General features: G+C 68.0%; 20 protein-coding genes. 16 read left to right on the top strand and 4 right to left on the bottom strand.

The genetic code is table 11. The annotated features are described in order from the left end of the window. Positions 1-3 precede the first annotated feature (3 nt). The 3 genes from ACT535_RS01520 to ACT535_RS01530 form a co-directional block, all read right to left on the bottom strand. Complete coding sequence (locus ACT535_RS01520; RefSeq protein WP_476363112.1) at positions 4-1512, bottom strand: carboxypeptidase M32; 1509 nt, start codon at positions 1510-1512, stop codon at positions 4-6. A 368-nt stretch (positions 1513-1880) separates the two neighbouring features. Continuing rightward, positions 1881-2216, bottom strand: a complete 336-nt coding sequence (gene hmuQ / locus ACT535_RS01525) for a heme-degrading protein HmuQ (protein WP_168456963.1) — start codon at positions 2214-2216, stop codon at positions 1881-1883. 41 nt (positions 2217-2257) lie between these two features. Then, a complete protein-coding gene (locus ACT535_RS01530) occupies positions 2258-4465 on the bottom strand; it encodes a TonB-dependent hemoglobin/transferrin/lactoferrin family receptor (RefSeq protein ID WP_476363113.1) in 2208 nt (735 codons plus the stop codon). A gap of 432 nt (positions 4466-4897) precedes the next feature. On the opposite strand from ACT535_RS01530, the gene ACT535_RS01535 reads away from it, so the two are divergent. Genes ACT535_RS01535 through ACT535_RS01545 form a run of 3 tightly spaced genes read left to right on the top strand, consistent with a single transcriptional unit; the run spans position 4898 to position 7583 of the window. Beyond that, on the top strand, positions 4898-5722 hold the full coding sequence (locus ACT535_RS01535; protein ID WP_476363114.1) for a heme/hemin ABC transporter substrate-binding protein: 825 nt from the start codon (positions 4898-4900) through the stop codon (positions 5720-5722). Then, the gene (locus ACT535_RS01540; protein ID WP_476363115.1) at positions 5719-6804 is read left to right on the top strand and encodes a FecCD family ABC transporter permease; all 1086 of its coding nucleotides are present in this window, start codon (positions 5719-5721) and stop codon (positions 6802-6804) included. The genes ACT535_RS01535 and ACT535_RS01540 overlap by 4 nt, the downstream gene beginning before the upstream one ends. A gap of 2 nt (positions 6805-6806) precedes the next feature. Next, entirely contained in the window at positions 6807-7583 is a 777-nt protein-coding gene (locus tag ACT535_RS01545; protein ID WP_476363116.1) for a heme ABC transporter ATP-binding protein, read from the top strand. Between the two features lie 31 nt (positions 7584-7614). Here ACT535_RS01545 and ACT535_RS01550 read toward each other — a convergent pair whose 3' ends face one another. Then, on the bottom strand, positions 7615-8088 hold the full coding sequence (locus ACT535_RS01550; RefSeq protein WP_168456966.1) for a peroxiredoxin family protein: 474 nt from the start codon (positions 8086-8088) through the stop codon (positions 7615-7617). 260 nt (positions 8089-8348) lie between these two features. On the opposite strand from ACT535_RS01550, the gene ACT535_RS01555 reads away from it, so the two are divergent. From ACT535_RS01555 to ACT535_RS01615, 13 genes are all read left to right on the top strand, one after another. Then, positions 8349-11855 carry a DUF3971 domain-containing protein gene (locus ACT535_RS01555; protein ID WP_476363117.1) on the top strand — a complete coding sequence of 1169 codons (3507 nt, stop codon included), beginning with the start codon at positions 8349-8351 and terminating at the stop codon, positions 11853-11855. Positions 11856-12157: 302 nt separating this feature from the next. After that, positions 12158-14299: a sodium-translocating pyrophosphatase gene (locus ACT535_RS01560; RefSeq protein ID WP_476363118.1), complete on the top strand. Its 2142-nt coding sequence runs from the start codon at positions 12158-12160 to the stop codon at positions 14297-14299. 93 nt (positions 14300-14392) lie between these two features. After that, a complete protein-coding gene (locus tag ACT535_RS01565) occupies positions 14393-15022 on the top strand; it encodes a trimeric intracellular cation channel family protein (protein ID WP_476363119.1) in 630 nt (209 codons plus the stop codon). Between the two features lie 74 nt (positions 15023-15096). Next, a complete protein-coding gene (locus tag ACT535_RS01570; protein ID WP_476363120.1) occupies positions 15097-16395 on the top strand; it encodes an NCS2 family permease in 1299 nt (432 codons plus the stop codon). A gap of 23 nt (positions 16396-16418) precedes the next feature. Next, a complete protein-coding gene (locus ACT535_RS01575) occupies positions 16419-16958 on the top strand; it encodes a hypothetical protein (protein ID WP_476363121.1) in 540 nt (179 codons plus the stop codon). Between the two features lie 119 nt (positions 16959-17077). After that, positions 17078-17788 carry a hypothetical protein gene (locus ACT535_RS01580; protein WP_168456971.1) on the top strand — a complete coding sequence of 237 codons (711 nt, stop codon included), beginning with the start codon at positions 17078-17080 and terminating at the stop codon, positions 17786-17788. Between the two features lie 126 nt (positions 17789-17914). Then, positions 17915-18346, top strand: a complete 432-nt coding sequence (gene secG, locus ACT535_RS01585) for a preprotein translocase subunit SecG (protein ID WP_168456972.1) — start codon at positions 17915-17917, stop codon at positions 18344-18346. 127 nt (positions 18347-18473) lie between these two features. Next, complete coding sequence (locus ACT535_RS01590; RefSeq protein ID WP_168456973.1) at positions 18474-20102, top strand: CTP synthase; 1629 nt, start codon at positions 18474-18476, stop codon at positions 20100-20102. A gap of 226 nt (positions 20103-20328) precedes the next feature. Beyond that, positions 20329-21207, top strand: a complete 879-nt coding sequence (locus tag ACT535_RS01595; protein ID WP_476326663.1) for a VOC family protein — start codon at positions 20329-20331, stop codon at positions 21205-21207. A 130-nt stretch (positions 21208-21337) separates the two neighbouring features. Next, the gene (gene sugE, locus ACT535_RS01600; protein WP_476363122.1) at positions 21338-21655 is read left to right on the top strand and encodes a quaternary ammonium compound efflux SMR transporter SugE; all 318 of its coding nucleotides are present in this window, start codon (positions 21338-21340) and stop codon (positions 21653-21655) included. A gap of 211 nt (positions 21656-21866) precedes the next feature. Continuing rightward, the gene (kdsA, locus tag ACT535_RS01605; protein WP_168456975.1) at positions 21867-22733 is read left to right on the top strand and encodes a 3-deoxy-8-phosphooctulonate synthase; all 867 of its coding nucleotides are present in this window, start codon (positions 21867-21869) and stop codon (positions 22731-22733) included. Positions 22734-22898: 165 nt separating this feature from the next. Next, positions 22899-24269 carry a glutamate--cysteine ligase gene (locus ACT535_RS01610; protein ID WP_476363123.1) on the top strand — a complete coding sequence of 457 codons (1371 nt, stop codon included), beginning with the start codon at positions 22899-22901 and terminating at the stop codon, positions 24267-24269. 208 nt (positions 24270-24477) lie between these two features. Next, positions 24478-25404 carry a DMT family transporter gene (locus ACT535_RS01615; protein WP_476363124.1) on the top strand — a complete coding sequence of 309 codons (927 nt, stop codon included), beginning with the start codon at positions 24478-24480 and terminating at the stop codon, positions 25402-25404. Positions 25405-25406 lie beyond the last annotated feature (2 nt).

Below are 25406 nucleotides of genomic sequence, written 5' to 3' on the forward strand. Positions count from 1 at the left end.
GGCTCAGGCGGCCACCGAATGCTCCATCTCGCCGCCATAGCGCCGGCGCAGGTGGGCCTTGAACACCGAGGCATCGAGCGGCCGGCCGGTGGCGCGGGTGAGCAGCTCATCGGTCTCCAGCAACGAAGCCTGTCCGTGGACATTCACGCGCAGCCACGCCAGCAGCGGTGCGAAATCCCCCTTGGCAATGCCGGGCAGGATGCCTGGATCGGCCCGGCAGGCGGCATCGAACAGCTGCGCGGCGGTCATCGCGCCCAGCGTGTAGGTGGGGAAATAGCCCCAGCCGCCGCCCGGCCAATGGATGTCCTGCAAGCAGCCGAGGCGATCGTTGGGCGGGGTCACTCCGAGCAGCGCCTGCATGCCATCGGCCCACGCGCCGGGCAGATCGGCGAGCTTCATCTCGTCGCCGATCAGCGCCTTCTCCAGCCGGTAGCGCAGGATGACGTGGGCGGGATAGGTCACCTCGTCCGCATCTACCCGGATGAAGCCGCGCTCCACCTTGGTGTAGAGCCGCCACAGGGCATCGGCCTCCCAGGCCGGGCCGGAACCATTGAAGGCGGCGCGCATGCGCGGGGCGGCGAAGGTGAGGAATTCCCGGCTGCGGCAGGCCTGCATCTCCATGAGCAGCGACTGGCTCTCATGGATGCTCATGGACCGCGCCTGCCCGACCGGCTGGTGGATGTAGTCCTGCGGCCGGCCCTGCTCATAGAGCGCATGTCCGGTCTCGTGCAGCACGCCCATGAGGGCGCGGGAGAAATCGCTTTCGTCATAGCGCGTGGTGATGCGCACGTCGTTGTCGGCGCCGCCGCAGAAGGGATGGGCCGAGACGTCCAGCCGGCCACGCTCGAAATCGAAGCCCACCACCTTCATCAGTTCCAGCCCGAGCTGGCGCTGGGCCTCAACGGCGAAGGGTCCTTCCAGCGCGGGGGTCGCCGGGCGGCGGGCCTGGATCTCCAGCACTTCCTCGGTGAAGCCGGGCAGGAACTGGGCGAGGTCGTCGAACAGCGCATCGATCCGGGCCGAGCGTCCGCCGGGCTCGTAGCCGTTGAGCAGGGCATCATAGGGGGAGAGGCCGAGCTTCTCGCCCTTCACCCGTCCGATCTCGCGCTGGAGCCGCAGCACCTCCTCCAGATAGGGCAGGAGGGCCGGAAAATCCGCGTCCGCGCGCGCCTTGCGCCAGGCCATCTCGCAGCGGGAGGCGGCGCGGCTGGAGGCTTCCACGAGGTCGGCCGGCACCGCCGTGTCCACGGTGAAGCTGCGGGTGATCTCGCGCACGTTGGCGCGCTCCCACGGGCCGAGGTCTTCCCCCTCGGAGGCGGCGATCCAGTCACCGATGCGCGGGTCGGTGGCCATGTTGTGGTGGAGCACGCGCAGCAGGGCGAGGCTCTCCGCCCGGGTGGAGGCGGCGCCCTTGGGCATCATGGTGTCGCTGTCCCACTGGAGGATGCCGATGCCGTTGGCGAGCGCCGCGGTCCGGTCGAAATGGGCGGCGAGGTCGGAATAGGCCGTCATGGCGCGATCCTGTTGGCTCAAGGGCCGGGGAATTCCAGGGCCGGGGAATTCCAGGGCCGGGAAAAGGGCCAAGACGGTAGCCAAGCGAAGCCGGCAAGGAAAGGGCATGGCGCCGACGTGAGCCGGGCAGTCCTCCCCTCTCCCCTCGCGGGAGAGGGGCCGGGGGTGAGGGGGATTCTCAGGTCGAGGTCCGCCACCCGGATTATGCGGCGCCATACCCCTCACCCCGGCCCTCTCCCGCAAGGGGAGAGGGGGCGCAAAAGGGGGCAGGGCAGCGCGATGTGGCCCAGCCGAACCAAAGAAAAGCCCGGCGCGGACATCGGGTCCGGCCGGGCTGGAGGTACACCGTGGTTCGGGTCGATGGGCCCTCAGGCCGCCTTCTCGCCGGGGGTAAGCGAGAGCACCGACTCAAATCCTTCAAACTCCGGACCGCCGATATAGTTCACGCGGTTGGATGACGCACCCGCGTCGCGGTGGGCGAGGCGGAAGGCCTCGGACTTGGTCCAGGCCTCGAAATCCGCCTTGGAGCCCCACACGGTGTGGGAGATGTAGAGGGTGTATTCCTCCTTCTCCGGCCCGCGGCACAGGTCGAAGGCGACGAAGCCGGGCACGCTGGCGATGTAGGTGTCGCGCTCGCGCCAGACCCGCTCGAACTCGGCCTCGGATCCGTGCTTCACCTTGAACCTGTTAGTGGCAATGAACATTTCGTCACTCCGTTCTGGCAATGGGATGGGGCAGTGGCCGGCTATTTCACCGGATAGGGCGTCGCCGCCGCGATGGTGTCGGCGCCGATCTTGAACTTGAGGCCAGCCTTCGCGGTGATGCCGGCGCTCGGCAGGAACTGCTGGTACTGAACGTACTGCTCGTTGAAGAGGTTCTCAACGGAGAGCTGGGCCAGCACGTTCGGGTCCGGCTGGTAGCCGAGATAGAGGTTCACGAGGTTGAAGCTCGGCGTCGGCTCATAGGGCGAGTCGGTCGGCAAGTCGGCTGCAGTCTTCGCCGCCACCCACTGCCAGCGCACCGAGACGGTGAGCTTGTTCTCGAAGAAGCGGGCACCGAGCGTCGCGGCGATGTTGTTGGGCATCACGTTGGCGAGGGGCTGGCCGTTGTTGGTGTTCTCGCCATCCGACACAGTGGCGTTGAAGCCCGCGAACCAGACGCCGGCGTCGTAATTGCTCTCGAACTCGAAGCCGCGCAGGCGGGCGTTGGCGATGTTTTGGTACTGGTAGTTGGCATAGGTGCCGTAGATCGTCTTGTCGTAGCCCACCAGCTCGATGTAGTCCTCCACGTCGTTCTGGTAGACGTTTGCCTTGGCACGGAACTTGTCGCCCTTGGTGAAGATGTCGTCGAACCTGAGATTAAGGCCGACTTCCTTGTTCTTGCCGATCTCGGGCTTGAGATACGGGTTCGGCACGAAGCAGAACACGCCGTAGCTGCCGTCCGGACAGAAGACGAGCGGGATGTTCGGTGGGTGCGCGCCGTTCACCAGCGTCTCGGTCACCGCCGGCGCGCGATAGCCCTCGGCGAAGGTGCCGTAGAGCGTCACCCACTGCCAGGGCGTGAGGCCCACGGTGATCTTGGGCGAGAGGTGGTCTCCGCTGGTGGAAACGCCGTCGCCGCTCAGATTGTAGGTATCGTAGCGCAGCGCGCCGATGGCCTCGAACCAGGTGGAATAATTGGCCTTCCATTGGATGAAGGCGCCGCCCACGCCGCGCTCGCCGGACGGGTTGTAGCCGTCGCCGAAGCCGTAATTATCGATATTGTCCACGTCGTCGTGGAAATAGTCGCCGCCGATGGTGATGGCGTTGCGGATGTCGGCGAAGGTGAAGCGGGACGTGTTGTTGAGGTCGAAGCCCAGCGTGTCGATGGTGAAATAGCGCGGATCGCCGATGGAGCCGGTGATGGAGCTCGGCGTGCCCGCCACCTTCAGCTGGCTCTGCTTCACCCGGTTCCAGTAGATCTGGCTGCGCCAGTCGAAGACGTTGTCGTCCGGGTTGGTGTAGTTCCAGCTCGCCGTCAGCGTCTGGTTGAGAACGGTGGTGCCGTACTGGGTGGAGCCGGCGGGGATGTCGTTGTTCACCAGCGCGGCGTTGTAGGTGGTGTAATCGGCGTCATAGTTGAGGCCGGTGATCTTCACCTCGTGGTGGTCCGCCGGCCGGAAGGTGAGCTTGGCGATGCCGGTCCAGATGTCCGAGCCGGTGCCGGGCACCACGTTGCCGTCGCCGTCCGTATAGTCGCCCTGCGAGCGATAGGTGCCGCCGAAGAACAGGTCGATGTTCGGGTTCACCTTCGCCGCCGCGAACAGGGCGGCGTAGCCCATCGGTCCGTTGGAGCCGAATTCGCCGGCGGATTCCACGCCCCAGGTCTGGCCCGGCTTGATGATGTCGTTGGCGTCCTTGGTGCGGAAGGTGACGACGCCGCCAATGGCGCCCGAGCCGTAGATGTTGGCGACCGGGCCGCGCACCACGTCCACGCCCGCCAGCAGTCCCGGCTCGAGAAAGAAGGAGCCGGCGCCGGTGCCGTGGCCAAGCTGGGTGAAGTTCTGGCGCGCGCCATCGACGAACACTGCGACGCGGCCGTAATCCTCCATGCCGCGAATGTTGATGGAGGCCTGGGTGGAGTTGCCGTTCTGGATGACGGTGGTGCCCGGCATGCCGAAGAACACGTCCTGCGTGCGCGACGGCATGAGCTGTTCGAGATCGTCCGGCCGCACCACGCTGATGGCGGCGAGGGCATCGATGGCGCGCTCCTCGGAGAGGCTCGCGGCGACCGTGATGGTGTCGAGGGAGATCGTCGTCGTGTCGTCGGTTGCGCCGGCCTCCGGCGCGCTCTGGGCATTGAGTGGCGTGGCCATCAGCACGGCGCACAGCGCCACCCCCGCGAGCAGCGCCTCTTTCCCCCGGCGATGCCCTTCGGCCCTGAACACGCCCATGCGCTGCGGTTGTGCCGCCATAATCCTCTCCCGGCTGATGTTCGGAGGCTGGCTGGCGTCGAACCGGAAGCCGGGGACGTGGCGGGCCGCAGGCGTGCTGCCTGAACAGGCGTCTGCCTGACACAACTTGGCTACCGTTGCGCCACAGGTGCGTCAAGAAGAATACATCTAACTTGCCAATGAACTGAAATAACGTCAGAGATTGTTGCGTCTCTGGCACGTAAATAAGTGCCGAATCGATATTAGAATAAATAAAATAAAGGCGAATCGCTCGAATGAAGACTCGCCATGAGAAAATGGAGTTGCACTAATTCCATGCTGCCCCAGGTTCAGAAAGCTATCCGTGCGTGCCACGTTGCGGGGCGTCGAGACGTCCTTGGCGCGGTCGTCGCTGTCCTTGTTGGCGTCACCGGCCTGGCGCCCCGGGGCGCGGCGGCCCAGCCGCAAGGGGCAGTGCAGCTGCGTATCGTTTCCATCGGCGGCGCGGTGACGGAGATCCTGTTCGCGCTTGGCTTCGGGGATCGTGTGGTGGCCGTGGACCAGACCAGCCGCTATCCCGCCGCCGCCCGCGCTTTGCCGGATGTGGGCTATGCCCGAGCCTTGTCGCCGGAGGGCGTGCTCTCGGTGGGGCCGACGCTTATCCTCGCCATGGAAGGCGCCGGCCCTCCCTCCACCATGGAGGTGCTGAAGCAGGCGTCGGTGCCGGTCGTCGTCATTCCGGACGGGCATGACCGGGAGGCGGTGCTGCGCAAGATCGCGGCGGTGGCCAAGGCGGTGGGCGCAGAGGAGAAAGGCAAGGCACTGGCTACCGAGGTCTCCGACGATTTCGCCGCGCTCGACGCCATGGTGAAGGCGCTGCCGGAGCGGCCGCGCGCGGTGTTCGTGCTCTCCGCCTCGGGCGGCGCGGCGGTGGTGGGCGGCTCGGACACCAGCGCCGACGCCATCCTGAAACTCGCGGGCCTCACCAATGCCATGGCTGAGATCAAGGGCTTCAAGCCGGCACTGGACGAAGCCGCCATGTCGGCGGAGCCGGAGGCGGTGGTGGTGATGCGCGGGGGCGGGCAGGTTCTCGATGCCGCCACCGTATTCGCGCTGCCCGCCTTCGCCGGAACGCCGGCCGCGCGGGACAAGCGCCTCGTGGCGCTGCCCGGCTCGTATCTGCTCGGTTTCGGCCCCCGCACCCCGCGCGCGGCGCGCGATCTCGCGGCTGCGCTGCATCCGGGCGCCAAGCTGCCGGAGCTGCCGTCCCGGCCCTGGAGTGCGGAGCCGGACCAATGAGCATGGAAGGCGTTGTGATGGCCACGGCGGAGGCGGGAACGCGCGGGCGTCCGGTAGCGGCGGGGCTGACGCTGTTCGCGGTGCTGGCCGTTGCAGCTTTCGTGGGCGCGCTGGCCATCGGCCCCTTCACGATCGCGCCGGGACGGGTGTTCGCCGTGCTGTGGGAATGGATCAGCGGGGCCACGCCCGCTGGTGCCTTGCGCGAGCGCATCGTAGTGCTGGACGTGCGCCTGCCCCGCGCCATCGTCGGCGCGCTCGCCGGCGCGGGCATGGCGGTGGCGGGGGCGTTGATGCAGGGCGTATTCCGCAATCCGCTCGCCGATCCCAGCCTCGTGGGCGTCGCGCCGGGGGCGGCGCTGGCGGCGGTGGCGTTCGTCGTGTTCGGCGCGCCGCTCCTCGCCTTGCTGCCGCCGCCGTTGCAGGTGGTGGGGCTGCCGCTCGCCGCCTTCGCGGGCGGGCTTGTCACTACCCTCGTCATTGCGCGGCTCGCCGAACACGACGGGCGCACCTCCGTGGCGACGCTCCTGTTCGCCGGCCTTGCCCTCGGGGCGCTGGCCAGCGCCGGCACGGGGGTGATGGTGTTCCTCGCCTCCGAGCAGCAGACGCGGGATTTCCTGTTCTGGACCCTCGGCAGCCTCGGCGGCGCGACCTGGATGAAGGCGGCGCTCGCCGCGCCGTTCGTGCTGGGGCTGCTGGCCATCGCCGTCGGCCTTGCGCGTGGGCTCGATGCGCTGGCGCTGGGCGAGGCGGAGGCGTTTCACGCCGGCGTCTCAGTGGAGCGGCTGAAGCGCACCGCCGTCGTCGCCGTCGCGACGGGGGTGGGGGCGGCGGTGGCGGCCACCGGCGTCGTCGGTTTCGTTGGGCTGGTGGTGCCGCATCTGGCGCGCCTCGTGATCGGGCCCTCCCATCGCGCGCTGGTGCCGGCCTCGGCACTGCTCGGGGTGGCGGTGCTGCTGGGGGCGGACATTCTCGCCCGGATGATCGCGGCGCCGGCCGAGCTGCCGCTGGGTGTGGTCACGGCTTTGGTTGGCGCGCCCTTCTTCCTGTGGCTCCTGCTGAAGCGCCGGGCGTTCGTGGGGTGAGCATGTATCGCGCGGAAAACGTCACCGTCACTGCCTCCGGCCGCCGCTTGGTGGATGCGGCAAGCATCTGCGTGTGGCCGGGGCGGGTCACCGTGCTGGTGGGGCCGAATGGCGCCGGCAAGTCGACCCTGCTCAAGGCCATGTCCGGCGAGCACCGGCTCGCGACCGGGCGGGTGACGTTGGACGGCGTGTCCATCCACGCCATGCGCCCGCTGGAGCTGGCGCGCCGCCGGGCGGTGCTGCCGCAGGCGGCGGAGGTGGCGTTTCCCTTCACCGCCGCCGAAGTCATCGCCGCCGGCCTCATGACAGGGGAGGGGCATGACCGCGCCCGCATCCTGCGCCTGCTCGCGCGGGTCGACCTGCCCGGCTTCGCCGATCGGCGCTATGACAGCCTGTCTGGCGGCGAGCGGCAGCGCGTGCAGCTCGCCCGCATCCTCGCCCAGCTGGACGCGGGGAAGGCGGACGTTCCAGGCTACCTCTTCCTGGACGAGCCCACCGCCAGCCTCGACCTTGCCCACCAGCTCACCGTGCTCAACATCGCGCGCACCCATGCGGATGCGGGCGGAGGCGTGCTGGCGGTGCTCCACGACCTCAACCTCGCCGCCATGGTGGCGGACGAGATCGTGGTGCTGGCGGGTGGTCAGGTGCGCGCGGCCGGGCCGGTGGCGGAGGTGCTGACCGAGGCGGTTCTGGCGGAGGCCTTCGGCATCCGCCTGCGAATCGGCGTTGCGCCTCCGGGGCCCTTCATCCTGCCGCAGAACGTGGTGGCGGCGGGGTAGGGGAGCGGCACGTCCGCTTCCCCGGCCGGGCTCAGCCCAGCTCTTGTGCCGCCTTGAGCACTTCGGCGGCGTGGCCGTCCACCTTCACCTTAGGCCAGGTCTTCGCCACCTTGCCGTCGCGGCCGATGAGGACGGTGGCACGTTCCACGCCCATGTACTTGCGCCCGTACATGCTCTTCTCGACCCACACGCCATAGGCCTCCAGCATGGCCTTGTCCGGGTCGGAGCCCAGCGCGAATCCGAGGCTGTACTTGTCGCGGAACTTGTCCTGCGCCTTCACCTCGTCGGCCGAGACGCCGAGGATGTCCGTGTCGGCGGCGGCGAAGTCGGCCTTCAGGCCGTTGAAGGCGATGGCTTCCTTGGTGCAGCCGGGCGTGTCAGCCTTGGGGTAGAAATAGACCACCAGCTTGCGGCCCTTGAAATCCTTCAATGAAACGGTGCCGCCCCCATCACGGGTGAGCGAGAAAGCAGGCGCCTTGGCGCCAACCTCCGGGAAACTGGACATTCCGCCTTCCTTTCGACGTGTTCGGCGCCATACGGGGCTGCTCAAATGCAAGCCCACAAGATGGCCGCGTTCTTGGGCCAGATGGTATCATCAAGGGAGTTGATCCACCTCATCTTTACGAGACAAGGGCAGGTTAGGGTCACTTTTTGCGGGCCGGAGGCGAATCGATCCGCCTTTCGGAGGGCACCGCGGGACCATCGCCGGGTTGCGGACGAAACGGCCGGAAACGGCCGAAGCGGTAGAGGGAAGGTCCAGAAGGAATGGAGTTTCGGCAGGAGAGGCCGGCGGGGGCGCGGCGCGAGCCAAAGCGGTCCCGCTTCCGGGGCATTGTCGGCGCGCTTACCCCGCGCAGCCGTGCCGCGCGCCTGTTCACCGGCCTGTGCCTCGTCCTCATCGCGCTCGGCGGCCTCGCCGCCGTCACGCTCTATGTCCTCATCGCCACCGGCATGGTCACGGCCAACCTCGCCACGCCCTACATCGAGCGGGCGCTGGAAGAGCGCATCGGCGGCGGCCACAAGGTGAGCATCGGCGCCACCACCATGGAGACGGTGGGGCAGGGCGCCACCGCCGTGGTGGTCCATGATATCCGCGTCACCGGCCCGGACGGGCAGTTGGTCGCCAGCGCGCCCAGCGCCGAAGTGGAGCTGGAAGGCTCGCTCCTTTCTCTGATGCCGAAGGCGCGGCGTATCGATCTGGTCGGCGCGGAAATGACCGTGCGCATCGCCCCCACCGGGCAGGTGGCGGTGGCCACCGGCCGCGGCGCCAAGGCCATTCCGGCGAGCGCCTCCGCCCGCACGGGCGCGACTCCAAGCCCGGCGCCGCAAGCTGCTGCGGATGCTCCGCCGGCCGCGTCCGGCCAGAGCGCGCAACCTTCGGCCGCCGCCGCTGCAACAGGGGATATCGATCCGCTCAAGCCGGTCGCGCTCGCCCGCTGGATGTCCGATCTCGAGACTGCCGGCTTCGACGGCGGGGCGCTGGCGGACGTGGGCCTCAAGGACGGCACCGTGATCGTGGAGAACGAGGGGGCCGGGCACCGCATCGTCTTCCAGCACATCAGCGTCCGGCTGGCTCGTCCGGCCGGGGGCGGGGCCGTGCTCACCTTCACCACCCAGTCGCCACAGGGCGTCGCCACCGCCGTCGCGCGCATCAGCGCTGCCCAGGGCGGCCAGCGCGCCATCGACGTCTCCATCAAGAACGTGTCGACCCGCGACCTGCTGCAGGCCTTCGTGCAGGACCAGCGGCGCTTCTATATCGATACCCCGCTCAACGCGGCCTTCGCCGCCCGCCTCGACCTCGACGGGACGCTGACGTCGGCCGAGGCGAGCCTGGACTTCGGCGCCGGAGCCCTCGGCAATGGCGAGGATCCGGAGGAACGGTTCGTCATCGACCACGCGCGCATCGCCGCCACGCTGGACGTGGCGCGCCGGGTCATCGTGGTCGCGCCCATCGAGGCGGTGAAGAGCCAGAACGTCATCGAGCTGGCCGGCGAGATCAAGGTTCCGGCGAAGGCCCAGGAGCCCTGGCCGTTCCAGATCGGGCCCAAGCGCGTGGTGCTTCAGGGCCCGGAAATGCCCGAGCCGCCCCTCGTCATCACCAAGGTGGACGTATCCGGCCGGTATGATCCGCCGAGCCGCCAAATCGTCGTGGACGAAGGCCTGCTCGGTGCCTCGACCGCGAGCTTCAGCTTCACCGCCCTTTTCGATTTCGGCGTGGCGGTCCCCTACCTGAAGTTCGACGGCGTCGCCTCTCCCATGCCGGTGGCGACGGTGAAGCGCTTCTGGCCGGTCAACATCGCACCCCCCGCCCGCCAGTTCGCGGTGGAGAACGTCTCCGGCGGCACGGCCGAGGGCATCTCCGTCGCGGTGAAGCTGCCGCTCGACCTCATCGGCCAGAAGCAGGTGCCGCTGCCTGAGGATGGCGTGCGCTTCACCATCTCCGGCAAGGGGGTGACGCTGCGCCCCGTCAAGGGCCTGCCGCCCATCACCAATTCCAGCCTCGCGATCCTCGTCACCGGCCGCTCGGTGCGCATCACCATGCCGGACGGCACGGTGGTGACGCCCCAGAACCGCAAGATCGCGGTGAGCGACGGGGTGATGCTCATCCCCGATTATTTCCCGCGCGAGCCCTCCGCGCAGATCCGGGTGAACTTCAACGGCCCTGCGGACGCTGGCATCGAGGTGCTGGGCATGGAGCCGCTGAAAGGCCCCCAGGGCACCGCCTTCGATCCGTCCACGACGCGCGGCCGCCTTTCGGCGCTGCTGCAGGTGAACATGATCTTCCGCAAGGTGCCGCTGCCGGAGGATCTCGACTATTCGCTGGAGGCGAACCTCACCGACTTCGGCGTGGACAAGGTGTTCAAGGGCCAGAGGCTCGAGGGCGCGACGGTGAAGGCGTTCGCCTCGCCCGCCGGCATCGTGCTGCGCGGCGAAGGCAAGCTCGCCGGGGCGCCACTCGCCTTCGAGTACGAGAAGAAGAAGGACGCGGCCGATTCGGACATCCGCGTCTCCGCCACGCTCGACGACGCCGCCCGCGGCAAGCTCGGCGTGGACGTTCCTGGCGTGAGCGGGCCGGTGAGCGTGCGCCTCGTGGGCACCACCAACAACAAGGACACGCGCGCCAGCATCGAATCGGACCTGACCCAGGCCCGCATCGCCGATCTCATCCCCGGCCTCAGCAAGCCCGCCGGCAAGCCGCTCAAGGCGCGCTTCACGGTGAACGACAAGGGCAGCTCCATCCGCCTGGACGAGATGGTGATCGATGGGTCCGGAACGCTGCTCAAGGGCAACATCGAGCTGGCCGACAGCGGCGATCTCCTGGGCGCGAGTTTCCCGACCTTCCAGCTCTCCGACGGCGACAAGGCTTCGGCCAAGGCGGAGCGGGTCGGCTCCGTGCTGAAGATCCGCATCACCGGCGAGGTGATGGATGCCCGCGGCATCATGAAGAGCCTGGTCAGCGGCCCCCCCACCGACAAGCGCAAATCGCAGGACGTGGACGTGGAGGCGCGCATCGGCGCGCTCACCGGCAACAATGGTGAGGTGCTGCGCCAGTTCGATCTCTCCACCACCCGGCGCGGTGTCGAGATGCGGGATTTCACGCTCACGGCGAAGACCGGCCGGGACGGCACGGTGGCCGGCGAGATGCGCACCTGGCAGGGGCGCGAGCGGGCGCTCCAGATCACCACCTCGGATGCCGGCGCGCTGTTCCGGTTCCTGGACATCTACGCCAAGATGCAGGGCGGCGAGGCGTGGCTCATCGTCGATCCGCCGCGGAGCGACAACACGCCGCAGGAGGGCGTGCTGCACCTGAGCAACTTCTCCATCAAGGGCGAGCCGGGCCTCGAACGCCTTTCCAGCGCCGCCCGCGACAGCTCCGGCCGCATCGAGAACGGCACGGCGGCCTTCGAGAAGGCACAGACCCAGTTCTCCCGCTCCACCGGCAAGATCGTGTTCAAGGAAGGCGCCATCTGGGGCCCCTCCGTGGGCGCTACCTTCGACGGCTCGCTGGATTTCGCAGCCGACCGCATCAACATGCGCGGCACCTTCGTGCCGGCCTACGCGCTCAACAACATCTTCTCCAAGCTGCCGGTGATCGGCCTGTTTCTCGGCGGCGGACCCAACGAAGGCTTGGTGGGCGTGACATTTGAGGTCGTCGGCCCGCTGTCCACGGGGCCCACCCTGCGCATCAACCCCATCTCGGCCGTGGCGCCGGGCTTCCTGCGCAAGATCTTCGAGTTCCGCGATTCCACCGGAACGCCGCCGACGCGGTGAGGGGTGCGTTCCCCGGACCAGCGACGGCAAAGCCGGAGCGCCGATCCGGGGTCCAGGGAAAAGACGGCGAAGCCGGCAAGGTCCGAAGGCCTCTCCGCTGGAGCCGCCTTCGGCGAAGTTTTGCGCTGGGCCCCGGATCACATTCCGCTTCGCTCCATGCGTCCGGGGCACGAGAGCCAACGGTCTCATGAAACCGCCCCAAGGTGCGACCCTTTGCCCAAACGCCCCTTGCGATGGCCCACGGCACCCCTCACACTCCTCCCATAAACATAATTGGCAGGAAACGAGTGAGGGTGGGATAGATGCTGGCTCTGGTGCTCATCATCGTCTGCGGCCTCTTGGCCGTGGCGTACGGCGTATGGACGATCAAAGGGTTGATGGAGGCGGACCCGGGAACCGCCAGGATGCAGGAGATCGCATCCGCCATCGCTGAAGGCGCGCAGGCCTATCTGCGCCGGCAATACACCACCATCGGCATCGTCGGTGCCGTCATCTTCATCCTCGTCGGCGTGTTTCTCGGCTGGCTGGTGGCCATCGGCTTCGCGCTGGGCGCCATCCTCTCCGGCCTCGCCGGCTTCATCGGCATGAACGTGTCGGTCCGCGCCAACGTGCGCACCGCGCAGGCGGCGACGCTCTCGCTCGCCGGTGGCCTCGACCTCGCCTTCAAGGCCGGTGCCGTCACCGGGCTTCTGGTGGCCGGCCTCGCGCTGCTGGGCGTCAGCGTCTACTACCTCATCCTCACCGGCTTCCTCGGTTTCGCGCCGAACAGCCGCACGGTGGTGGATGCACTGGTGGCGCTGGGCTTCGGCGCCTCGCTCATCTCCATCTTCGCCCGTCTCGGCGGCGGCATCTTCACCAAGGGCGCGGACGTGGGCGGCGACCTCGTCGGCAAGGTCGAGGCCGGCATTCCCGAGGACGACCCGCGCAACCCGGCCACCATCGCCGACAACGTGGGCGACAATGTCGGCGACTGCGCCGGCATGGCGGCCGACCTGTTCGAGACCTATGCGGTGACCGTGGTCGCCACCATGGTGCTCGCGGCCATCTTCTTCGCCGCCACTCCGGCGACGCTCGCCACCATGATCGTCTATCCGCTGGCGATCGGCGGGGCGTGCATCCTCACCTCCATCGCCGGCACCTATTTCGTGCGGCTGGGGGCGAACTCCTCCATCATGGGCGCGCTCTACAAGGGCCTCGCGGCCACGGCGGGCTTCTCCATCATCGCGCTTGCCGTGGTGACGTGGCTGCTGCCGGGCTTCGGCCCGATCCAGGGCGCGGCCTATTCGGGCACGAGCCTGTTCCTGTGCGGCCTCGTCGGCCTCGCGGTGACCGGTGCCATCGTCGTCATCACCGAATATTACACCGGCACCGGCTATCGCCCGGTGGTGTCCATCGCCCAGGCCTCGGTGACGGGGCACGGCACCAACATCATCCAGGGCCTCGCCGTCTCGCTGGAATCGACGGCGCTGCCGACTATCGTCATCATCGCCGGCATCCTGTGTGCCTATGGCCTCGCCGGCCTGTTCGGCATCGCCATCGCCGCCACCACCATGCTCGGCGTCGCCGGCATGATCGTGGCCCTCGATGCCTTCGGCCCGGTGACGGACAATGCCGGCGGCATCGCCGAGATGGCCGGCCTGCCCAAGGAGGTGCGCCAGTCCACCGACGCCCTCGACGCGGTGGGCAACACCACCAAGGCGGTGACGAAGGGCTACGCCATCGGCTCCGCCGGCCTCGGCGCGCTGGTGCTGTTCGCCGCCTACAACCAGGACCTCAAGTTCTTCATCTCTCAGGCGGCGCCGGGCTCCTACTTCGCCGGGGTCTCGCCCAACTTTTCGCTGGAGAACCCCTATGTAGTGGTGGGCCTGCTGTTCGGCGGCCTGCTCCCATACCTGTTCGGTGCCATGGGTATGACCGCCGTGGGTCGCGCGGCCGGTGCCATCGTGGAAGAGGTGCGCAGGCAGTTCCGCGAGAAGCCGGGCATCATGGCCGGCACCGAGAAGCCGGACTATTCCCGCGCCGTGGACATGCTGACCAAGGCAGCGATCAAGGAGATGATCATCCCCTCGCTGCTGCCGGTGCTCTCGCCCATCGTCGTCTATTTCGTCATCTATTTCGTGGCGGGCGGCGGCGTGGCGGGCAAGTCGGCGGCCTTCTCGGCGGTCGGCGCGATGCTACTCGGCGTCATCGTCACCGGCCTGTTCGTCGCCATCTCCATGACCTCGGGCGGCGGCGCCTGGGACAATGCCAAGAAGTCGTTCGAGGATGGCTTCGTGGACAAGGACGGCGTGCGCCACATGAAGGGCTCGGAGGCCCACAAGGCGTCCGTCACCGGCGACACCGTGGGCGATCCCTACAAGGACACGGCGGGCCCCGCCGTGAACCCGATGATCAAGATCACCAACATCGTCGCGCTTCTGCTGCTGGCGGTGCTGGGCCACTGAACCATCCCGGTTCGTTGGGGAGACGACCAAGGCCGCCTGTCCCTGCCGGGGCAGGCGGCGTTTTTGCGCGGGGGGCCCATCCTGACTTTCGACATGACGCCGCAGACCCTGCTCCACATCCTCTATCTGGTCGCCATCGTGGCCGAGGCCATGACGGCGGCCCTCGCGGCGGGCCGGCGGGAGATGGACTGGGTAGGCGTGTTCCTGCTCGGCTGCGTCACCGCGCTCGGCGGCGGCTCCGTGCGGGATGTGCTGCTCGGCAACTACCCGCTCTCATGGGTCGCAAACCCCTCCTACCTCATCGTCACCGGAGGGGCGGCGCTGGGCACCGTCTTCCTCGCCCGTGTCATGGACCATCTGCGGCAGCTGTTCCTGTTTCTCGATGCGGTGGGCCTCGTGGTGTTCACCGTCATCGGCTGCAACGTGGCCATTGGGCTGGGATTGCCGGTCATCGTGGTGATCGCGGCGGGCATGATCACCGGCTGCGTCGGCGGCGTGCTGCGGGACGTGCTATGCAACGAGGTGCCGCTGCTGTTCCGCGCCGAACTTTATGCGACGGTTTCGATCCTCACGGGGCTGCTCTACGTGGCCGGGCCGCTCGCCGGACTGCCGCAGCCGCTCACGATGGCCATCGCCATGGCCGCCGGCCTCACCCTGCGCCTGCTGGCCCTGCGCTTCGGCTGGAGCATGCCGAAATTCGTCTACACGAAAGACCTGCATTGAAGGACCTGCATTAGCGCCTGCGCGGAGCCAACGTTGCTGCTAGCCTCTGTCCGGATAGGGCAGGGCAGCTTCACATGCGCGGACTGATCGAGCGCGTCTTCCAGCTGGAGGCGCACGGCACCACCATTCCGACCGAGGTGGTGGCGGGCATCACCACGTTTCTCACCATGGCCTACATCGTGGTGGTGAACCCGCAGATCATGGCGCAGGCGGGCATCGATGCCGGTGCTGCCTTCACCGCCACCTGCCTCTCGGCGGCGTTCGGCTCCGCCATGATGGGGATCATCGCGAACTATCCCATCGCCGTGGCACCGGCCATGGGCATCAACGCCTACTTCACCTTCACCGTGGTGCTCGGCATGGGCGTGCCCTGGCAGCAGGCGCTGGGGGCGGTGTTCATCTCCGGCATGCTGTTCCTCGCGCTCAGCCTGTTCAAGGTGCGGGAATGGCTGCTCAATTCCATTCCCATGTCGCTGAAGCTCGGCATGGGCACGGGCATCGGCCTGTTCCTGGCGCTCCTGGGCCTCAAGGGCATGGGTGTGGTGGTGGCGAGCCCGGTGACGCTGGTGGCGCTCGGCAACCTCTCCACGCCCTCGACCTTCATCGCATGTGGCGGGTTCCTGCTCATGAGTGGCCTTGCCGCACGGGGCGTGCCGGGGGCGATCCTCATAGGGATCGCGGCGGCGACGCTGGCCGGCGTGCCGTTCGGCCTCGTCTCCTTCTCCGGCATCGTCTCGGCCCCGCCCTCGCTGGCACCGACGCTGCTCCAGCTCGACATCGCGGGCGTGCTGCGCCTCTCCATGACCGGCGTGATAGCGGCGCTCTTCCTGCTCGTGCTCCTGGACAACATGGGCACGCTCATCGCCACGCTCTACAAGGGCGGGCTGATGCGGGAGGACGGCTCCGTGCCGCGCCTCGGCCGGGTGCTGATCGCCGATTCGGGCGGCGCCATCGTCGGCTCGGCGCTCGGCACCTCCACGCTCACCTCCTACATCGAGAGCGCCGCCGGCATCGAGGCTGGCGGACGCACCGGCCTTACCGCCGTGGTGGTGGCGCTGATGTTCCTCGCCTGCCTGCTGTTTGCGCCGCTGGCGCTGGCGGTGCCGGGATATGCCACCGCGCCAGCGCTGCTGGTGGTTGCCCTCGCCATGATCGGCGCCATGGGCGACCTGCCGTGGGACGATGCGGCCGAAGCCTTCCCTGCCGCCGCCACGGCACTGGCGGTGGTGTTCACCTTCTCCATCGCCACCGGCATCGGCCTCGGCTTCATCACCTATGTGGTGGTGAACCTCATGGCCGGCCGCTGGCGGCGCATCAGCGGGGCGGTGTGGGTGATCGCGATCGCGTCGGCGGTGCTGCTTGCGATCGAATGAGCGCCGCTGCAGGGGAGGGGATCATGAAGGCGATGGGTTTGGATCGGCGGTATGTGATCGCCATGCTGGGGGGCACATTGCTCGCCGGAATGCTCCCCGCCCGGGCCGCCACGGTAGCGTCATTTGGTGTCCTGCAGGGACAAACCCTGGTAGCGCCCGTGCTCGGGTTCGCCGTGACCTTTCCTGCCGGCTACCGGATTGAGCTCAATGAAGACAATGTCACGGGGTCCGTAATATCGGGAAAGATGGCGCTCAGGTTCGATGCGGTACAGCTCAACAGTTCTCAGTCGCTGAGGGAATATATGGCCTCCGGTTGGATCGCCGGAGTTGGCCCGTCCACCATCGAAAGTTTTTTGATTCATGGCATCAGCGCTGTCAGGGCCGCCGCCCGTAATGAAGGATGGACCTTTCGTGTCTTCCTCATCCGGTTCGGCCCGGCTGTCTATCGGCTGGTTTTCTCAACGCCTGCCTTGACCCCACAGCTCGACCATGCATTTGGGGCTTCGGCCGATTCATTTCGCCGCCTGACGGACGCAGAGATCGCCCGGGCGACGGCGCGTTGAGGTGTGTCATGGTTGTGCCTGCGAAGTCACACACCCTCTAAATCGGATGTCTGCCGCTGGGGCAGGATGATGCAGCATTTCTCGCGTCTTCGTAGCGTGGCGCGACGAAAGGTCGGGGCATGTCTGCACATCATTCCGGATCGGGGTGGCCGCGCGCCGCCCTGCTTATCTTCACGCTGTTCCTCGCCGGCTGTGCCAGCTCAAGCGTGCCACGACCGAGCCCACAGGAGCGCCTCGAAACAGCGCGGGAAAAGACCCGTGACCAGACGCCTCTGCCAGCGTGGGTGGATGTCACGCCGGAGCAGATTGCCGCCGTAGACCCCGAGCGGTTTAAGGCCGAAGGCGCGGCGGTCGTGATCGTGCGGGGCTTCCGCGAGACCTTCGACGGCGATCGCATCAGCCCAGTGAAGGCCGTCGCGTTGCGCGATGCTACATCGGGCATGGCCAAGATGGCGCTGCTCGCACAACAGGGCACCGAGGCGGAGGTAGCATGGGGTGTCGCGACCGTGCCGCCGGGCAAGTATGTACCCAATGGCGGGCCGGTGCTCTTTCGGACAGTCGTCCGGCCGGACGGCACTGCGGTCCAGCAGATGATTGCGCCGCGTGGCCACGCCAACATTCCCATCGAGCGGGCAGTGACCATTCATGCAGGCGACGTGGTGTATGTGGGCACAATGCTGCTCCTCAGCCGGAATGCGGCCTCCAACGTGGAGCAGATGAAGGTGCGGGACGAAAGCGCTGCCGCCGCCCGCTGGGTGAAGGCGAACATGCCCAATATCGCGCCGCGCCTTCAGACACGGCTGCTGACTGGGGTGGAGCATATGCAATAGCGGGGCCGGGTTGCGCCCGGCGCAGGGCCGCCCCCGCTCCCGCTCTTCCCTCCCGCCTCCCGATCGTGTAGGGAACCCGCGACCTGCGCGCCGGGGCACCGCTCTGGCGCGAACATGATGGATTCCATGCAGACGGTTCTCATCGTAATTCACCTGATGGTGGTGCTCGCGCTGATCGGCGTAGTGCTCATCCAGCGCTCGGAAGGCGGCGGTCTCGGCATCGGCGGCGGCGGCGGCGGTTCGGGCGGCGGCTTCTTTACCGCGCGTGGCACGGCCAACGTGCTCACCCGCGCCACCGCGATTCTCGCGCTGATCTTCTTCATCACCTCGCTGGCGCTGACCATCGTCGCCGGCTGGGGTCGCGCCCCGCGCTCGATCCTGCCGCCGGCCCAGCAGAATCAGGGCGGACCGCAGGTGCCGCAGAGCGGCGGCTCGATTCTCGACCAGCTGCGCCAGCAGGCGCCGGCTGCCCCGCAGGGTACCGCTGCCCCTCAGGGTGAGGCGGCTCCGGCCGCGCCCGCGGCACCGTCCGGTCCGCAGGTTCCGCAGTCCAAGTGATCCTGTTTAAGTGATCCATTGACGCGACGCGGCTTCGGCCGCGCCGTTTCTTCTCCACAGGCGAGGCGAGGCCGGACCCGGCTTCGCCCTCGCCGAATCGCGTTTGCACGAGGTAAGGTCGAGGCCCATGGCGCGCTACATCTTCATCACCGGCGGCGTCGTGTCTTCCCTGGGCAAGGGCCTCGCCTCCGCAGCACTCGGCGCTCTTCTCCAGGCGCGCGGATACACCGTCCGCCTGCGCAAGCTCGACCCCTATCTGAACGTCGATCCGGGCACCATGAGCCCGTATCAGCACGGCGAGGTGTTCGTGACCGATGACGGGGCCGAAACGGACCTTGATCTCGGCCACTACGAGCGGTTCACCGGCCATCCGGCGACCAAGCAGGACAACATCACCACCGGCCGCATCTATCAGGACATCCTGAGCAAGGAGCGCCGTGGCGATTACCTCGGCGCCACCATCCAGGTGATTCCCCACGTCACCAACGCGATCAAGGACTTCGTGCTGGAAGGCAACGAGGGCTTCGATTTCGTGCTGATCGAGGTGGGCGGCACGGTGGGCGACATCGAGGGCCTGCCCTTCTTCGAGGCCACCCGCCAGCTCAAGAACGAGCTGCCGCGCGGCCACGCCATCTTCATCCACCTCACCCTGATGCCGTACATCCCCTCGGCCGGTGAGTTGAAGACCAAGCCGACCCAGCATTCGGTGAAGGAGCTGCGCTCCATCGGCATCCAGCCGGACATCCTGCTGTGCCGCACCGACCGCGAGATTCCGCGCGAGGAGCGCCGCAAGCTCTCGCTGTTCTGCAACGTGCGCGAGACGGCGGTGATCGAGGCGCGGGACGTGGACAACATCTACGCCGTGCCCTCCGCCTACCACGCAGAAGGTCTCGACAAGGAAGTGCTGGCCGCCTTCAACATCGAGCCGGCCCCCGCGCCCAACCTCAAGCGCTGGACCGACATCGAGACCCGCGTGCGCAACCCCGAGGGCGAGGTCACCATCGCCATCGTCGGCAAGTACACCGGGCTTAAGGACGCCTACAAGTCGCTGATCGAGGCGCTGGCGCACGGCGGCATCGCCAACAAGGTGAAGGTCAATCTCGACTGGATCGAGAGCGAGACCTTCGAGCGCGAGGACCCCGCGCCCTTCCTGGAGCATGTCCACGGCATCCTCGTGCCCGGCGGCTTCGGCCAGCGCGGCGCGGAGGGCAAGATTCGCGCGGCCCAGTTCGCCCGCGAGCGGCAGGTTCCCTATTTCGGCATCTGCTTCGGCATGCAGATGGCGGTGATCGAGGCGGCGCGGAACCTCGCGGGCATCGAGAAGGCCAATTCCACCGAGTTCGGCGCCACCTCCGAGCCGGTGGTGGGCCTGCTCACCGAATGGCTGCGCGGCAACGAACTGGAGCGGCGCAACGCGGCCGGCGACCTCGGCGGCACGATGCGTCTCGGGGCGTATCATGCGGTGCTGGAGCCGAATACCAAGGTGGAGGGCGTCTACGGCCGGCGCGACATTTCCGAGCGCCACCGCCACCGCTACGAGGTGAATACCGCCTATCGCGATCGGCTGGAGCAGCACGGGCTTAAGTTCTCCGGCATGTCGCCGGACGGGCTGCTGCCGGAGATCGTCGAATATCCGGAGCACCCGTGGTTCATCGGCGTGCAGTTCCACCCGGAGCTGAAATCGCGCCCGTTCGAGCCGCACCCGTTGTTCGCCTCCTTCATCGGTGCCGCCAAGGATCAGAGCCGGCTGGTCTGAGCCGGCCGCTTCCTCGATCGCGCTTACGTTTCGTCAGGGGATTTCTCGCCCCGGGCGGTAGCCACGTCGCGGCAATTCGCACTAAGCTCCGGCCGGGCCGCCGGGGGGATGCCCGTTCGACTGAGCGACGCGCGGCCCCCAGCCGTTGCGTTCCTTCCCATGACGTCGCCGCCGCGCCGCGTGCCCCTTGGGGCCGTGCGATGGGGCGCCGATGAGAGGAGAAGCCATGCGACGCGGCCTCGACCACGTGGTGCATCTCGTTCGCGATCTCGACGCGGCCGGTGAAATCTACGATCTCCTGGGCTTCACCGTGGGGGCCCGCAACCGGCACCCGTGGGGCACCGAAAACCGGATCATCCAGACGCCCGGCTTCTTCATCGAGCTTTTGCAGATCGTGGAGCCGGAGAAGATCCCGGCCGCCCAGGGCGAGGCCTTCTCCTTCGGCGCGTTCAACCAGGATTTCCTCGCCCGCGTCGGCGAAGGCCTGTCCATGCTGGTGCTGGAAGGCTCCGACGCCTCCCACGAGAAGGCGGCCTTCGATGCCGATGGCTTCGGCGGATTCGACATCTTCGACTTCGCCCGCAAGGCGCGCCGGCCGGACGGGCAGGAAGTGGATGTGGGCTTCCGCCTTGCCTTCGCGCGCGAGCCGGCAAGCCCGGATTTCGGCGCCTTTTCCTGCACCCAGCTCAATCCCGAGAATTTCTGGTCCACCGACCTCCAGCGCCATTCCAACCAGGTGACGGGCGTCGCCGGCGTGGTGCTGGTGGCCGATGCGCCGGCCGAGCATCAGAAGTTTCTGGAAACCTTCTCCGGCTGCCCGGTCCAGCGCGCGCTCGATGCCTGGTTCGTGGCGCAGACCCCGCGCGGCTCCATCGACGTCATGTCCCGCCAGCTGTTCACCGACCGCTATGGCGTCCCGGCGCCGGGCGCGGAGGGAAGCGGCCTGCGCATCGCGGCGATCCGCTTCTCCACCCCCGGCGCACCGGAGCTGCGCCGCTCGCTCGCCGCCCGCCGCATGGTGGAAGAGGCCATCGAGGGCATCGTCGTCGTGCCCCCTCGCGCGGCGCTGGGTGCCACGCTGGTGTTCGAGGTGACGCCGGGCTGAGGCATCGGTTTCACTATCAGGAAAAACATATTACATCGGATCGGGCGGAGACCTCCGCCCCGGGCACGGACGACCGTGCTCCTTCCTCAACGCGCGGCGGGGACGACCCCGCCACTCGTGGTGTCTACCCATGGCATGGGTCTATCTGTTCATCGCCGGCCTCACCGAAATCGCGTGGGCCATCGGAATGAAGCAATCGGAAGGGTTCACGCGGCTCTGGCCGAGCCTGTTCACGCTCGGCGCCATCGGCGTGAGCCTGCTGCTCCTGTCCCTCGCGCTCCGGGGCATCCCCATCGGCACGGCCTACGCCGTGTGGGCGGGCATAGGCACGGTGGGCACGGCCATCGCCGGCATCCTGTTCTTCTCCGAATCGACCGATCTGCTGCGCCTCGCCTCCATCGGCCTCATCGCCGCCGGCATCGTCGGCCTCAAGCTGGTCACGCCCTGACGGCCGTTCTGAGCGGCCTTCGCGCGGTCCGGCCTGCTTGCCGCGTCGGACCGCGCGCATTCGCGATTTAGCGAAACGGGGAAAATGCTCTATCAAGGGCGCGCTCCGGCCGCGTCGCCCCATGCTGCGGTCGGAAAGCTGAATTCATTCTGAGGCTTATGGGCTCGTCCGGTCCGCCGGTGGGGCGCCTTGAGCCGTCGAGGGATCGCCCATGACCGCCGCACCGCCGCCCGTCGCCCCGCAGAGCATCGTCGAGGCCGGCCCCGTGCGCTTCGGCAATGCCCTGCCGCTGACGCTGATTGCCGGCCCCTGCCAGATGGAAAGCCGCGCCCACGCGCTGGAGGTCGCATCGGCGCTCAAGGAGATCGCGACGCGCCGCAACATCGGCCTCGTCTTCAAGACCTCCTTCGACAAGGCCAACCGCACGTCGCTTTCCGCCGCCCGCGGCCTCGGGCTCCAGGCGGCCCTGCCGGTGTTCGGTGAGATCAAGGAGAGCCTCGGCCTACCGGTGCTCACCGACATCCACGAGATCGACCAGTGCGCCGCCGCCGCCGAGGTGGTGGACGTGCTGCAGATTCCCGCCTTCCTCTGCCGCCAGACCGACCTCCTGGTCGCCGCCGCCCGCACGGGCCGGGTGGTGAATGTGAAGAAGGGCCAGTTCCTCGCGCCGTGGGACATGGCGAACGTGGTCAACAAGCTCACCGGTGCCGGCAACGGCCGGGTGCTGGTGACGGAGCGGGGCGTCTCCTTCGGCTACAACACGCTCGTCTCCGACATGCGCGGCCTGCCCATCCTCGCCAAGACCACCGGCGCGCCGGTGGTGTTCGATGCCACCCATTCCGTGCAGCAGCCGGGCGGGCAGGGCACTTCGTCCGGCGGGCAGCGCGAGTTCGTGCCGGTTCTGGCCCGCGCGGCGGTGGCCGTGGGCGTCGCCGCCGTGTTCATCGAGACCCATCCGGATCCGGACAAGGCGCCCTCCGACGGGCCGAACATGGTGCCGCTGGCGAAGCTGGAGGAGCTTATTACCACCCTCCAGGCCTTCGACGCGGTTGCGAAAGCAAATCCCGTCACCATCTGAGCGGAACCTTGGCCTTCCTTCTGCGCGGTGCGGCGCGCGGGAGGTGGCCGGCCCCACCGTCTAAAGTCCCGCCTTTCCCGCCCCCGTCGGCCCCGACCCCCACGCGCTTGCCTTGACCGAGGTGCCGTGTATGGTCGCGCGCCCCTCCGCTTGAAGAGCTTCCTGATGGCCCGCGACACGCTCGACGCGACCCCGATTTCCGACCGCGGCGAACTCGTCGCCTGGATGGAAGAGGGCGCGAAACCCGAGCGGTCCTTCCGCATCGGGACGGAGCACGAGAAAATCCCCTTCACCATGGGCCGCCACGAGCCCGTGCCTTACGAGGGGCCGAAGGGCATCCGCAAGCTGCTGGAAGGCATGCGCTCCCTGCTCGGCTGGGAGCCGATCATGGAGGGCGAGACCATCATCGGCCTCGCTGACGTGACCGGCGGCGGGGCGATCTCGCTGGAGCCGGGCGGGCAATTCGAGCTCTCCGGCGCGCCGCTGCGCACCATCCACGAGACCTGCTCGGAGCTGAACGCCCACCTCGCCCAGGTTCGGGAAGTGGCGACGCCCCTCGGCATCGGCTTCCTCGCCATCGGCATGAGCCCCAAGTGGTCGCGCTCCGAGACGCCGGTGATGCCCAAGGGCCGCTACAAGATCATGGCCAATTACATGCCGAAGGTCGGCACCCTCGGCCTCGACATGATGTTCCGCACCTGCACCGTGCAGGTGAACCTCGACTTCTCCTCCGAAGCCGACATGGTGAAGAAGATGCGGGTGGGGCTCGCGCTCCAGCCGGTGGCCACCGCCCTCTTCGCCAACTCGCCCTTCACCGAGGGCAAGCCCAACGGCTTCCTCTCATTCCGGTCCGAGATCTGGCGCGACACGGACAATGCCCGCTCCGGCATGCTGCCCTTCGCCTTCGAGGAGGGGTTCGGCTTCGAGCGCTATGTGGACTACGCCCTCGACGTGCCCATGTATTTCGTGAAGCGCGGCGACCATTACGTGGACGTGGCCGGCACCTCCTTCCGCGACCTCCTCGCCGGCCGCCATCCCTTGCTGCCGGGCGAGACCGCGACGCTCTCCGACTGGATCAACCACCTCTCCACCATCTTCCCGGAAGTCCGCCTGAAGCGCTTCCTGGAGATGCGCGGGGCGGACGCCGGCCCCTCCATCAACCTCTGCGCGCTGCCGGCCTTCTGGGTGGGCCTGCTCTATGACCAGCAGAGCCTCGATGCCGCCTGGGATCTGGTGAAGGACTGGACCGCCGAGGAGCGCCAGACCCTGCGGGACGACGTGCCCCGCCTCGCCCTCAAGGCTGAAATCCGCGGCCGCGCGCTGCGCGATGTGGCGAAGGACGTGCTCAAGCTCTCGCAGGCCGGGCTCAAGCGGCGCGGCTTCCACGACCGGCTGGGGCGCGACGAGACGCGCTTCCTGGAGCCGCTTGAGCAGACCCTGCTCACCGACCGCGTGCCGGCGGAAGAGCTGCTGGAGCTGTACCACGGGCCGTGGAACGGCTCGGTGGAGCCGGCCTTCGACGCGCTCGCCTACTGATCCGGAACGGGGGCCCGGCACATCTGCCCCAGGGCACGCGGGGCTGCCATGCGCTCAGTTCATGGCTGGCAAACGTGCCGCGCCGGGCGGCCCGGACGCTGATCTTCCAGTCCCTGCTGCGGCCCCGCTCAGGCTAGTCGCGCGCCCGCTGCGTGTTGCCGGGGGCAGGGTGACCGCATAGGGTGCACCACCCTCCGGATTCCCCTCCATGCATGCCCCACCGCCCCGCACCGACGGACCGCTCGGCCCGCGCGAGCTTCTGCTCTATGCGGTCTGCGTGCTCATTTTCGGCACGGGCTGGCTACCGTTGAAGCTGCAGCTCGGCGTGGTGGCGCCGGAAGTCTCGGGCGTATGGCGCTTCGCGGTGGCCGGCTCGGTGATGCTGGGCTTCGTGCTCGTCACGGGCGGGCGGCTCGCCTTCGGCTGGCGCGACCACGTGCTGTTCGCGGGGCTCGGCGCGACTCTGTTCTCGCTCAATTTCGTCAGCTTCTACTATGCCGGCTATCACCTGCCCTCGGGGCTGCTCTCGGTGATCTTCGCGCTCTCCGCCATCATCATCCCCGTGCTCTCCGCGCTGTTCCTGCGCGTGCCGCTACGCCGGCAAATCCTCGGCGGGGCGCTGGCCGGGGTGGTGGGGCTGGCGCTGGTGTTCGGCCCGAGCCTCGCGGAAGGAAAGGGCATCGACGGGGCCGGGGAGGGGCTGGCGCTGGGACTTGCCGGCACCTTCTTCTTCTCGGTCGGCAGTCTCCTCACCGGCATCGCCGGGCGGCGGCAATATCCCATCGCCTCGCTGACCACCTGGGGCTTCTTCTACGGCATGGTCGTGCTGCTGGGGATCGCCCTCGTCCACGGCGTGCCGTTCAGGTTCGACTGGAGCCCCGTCTACGTGGGCTCCCTCGCCTGCCTCATCATCGTCCAGACGCTGGCGGGCTTCGCCGTCTACAACATGCTGGTGCGGCGGATCGGGGCCAACCGCGCCGGCTACGGCACGGTGGTGTTCCCGCTGGTGGCGCTCGCCATCTCGACCGTGTTCGAGGGCTACCACTGGACGCTGGTCTCCGCCGGCGGCATCGCGCTCGTGCTCGCCGGCGTGTTGCTGGTGCTGCGGCCGAACCCGGTGCCGCCCGTGGTGTGAGG

This window comes from Xanthobacter sp. DMC12, from assembly GCF_056314105.1.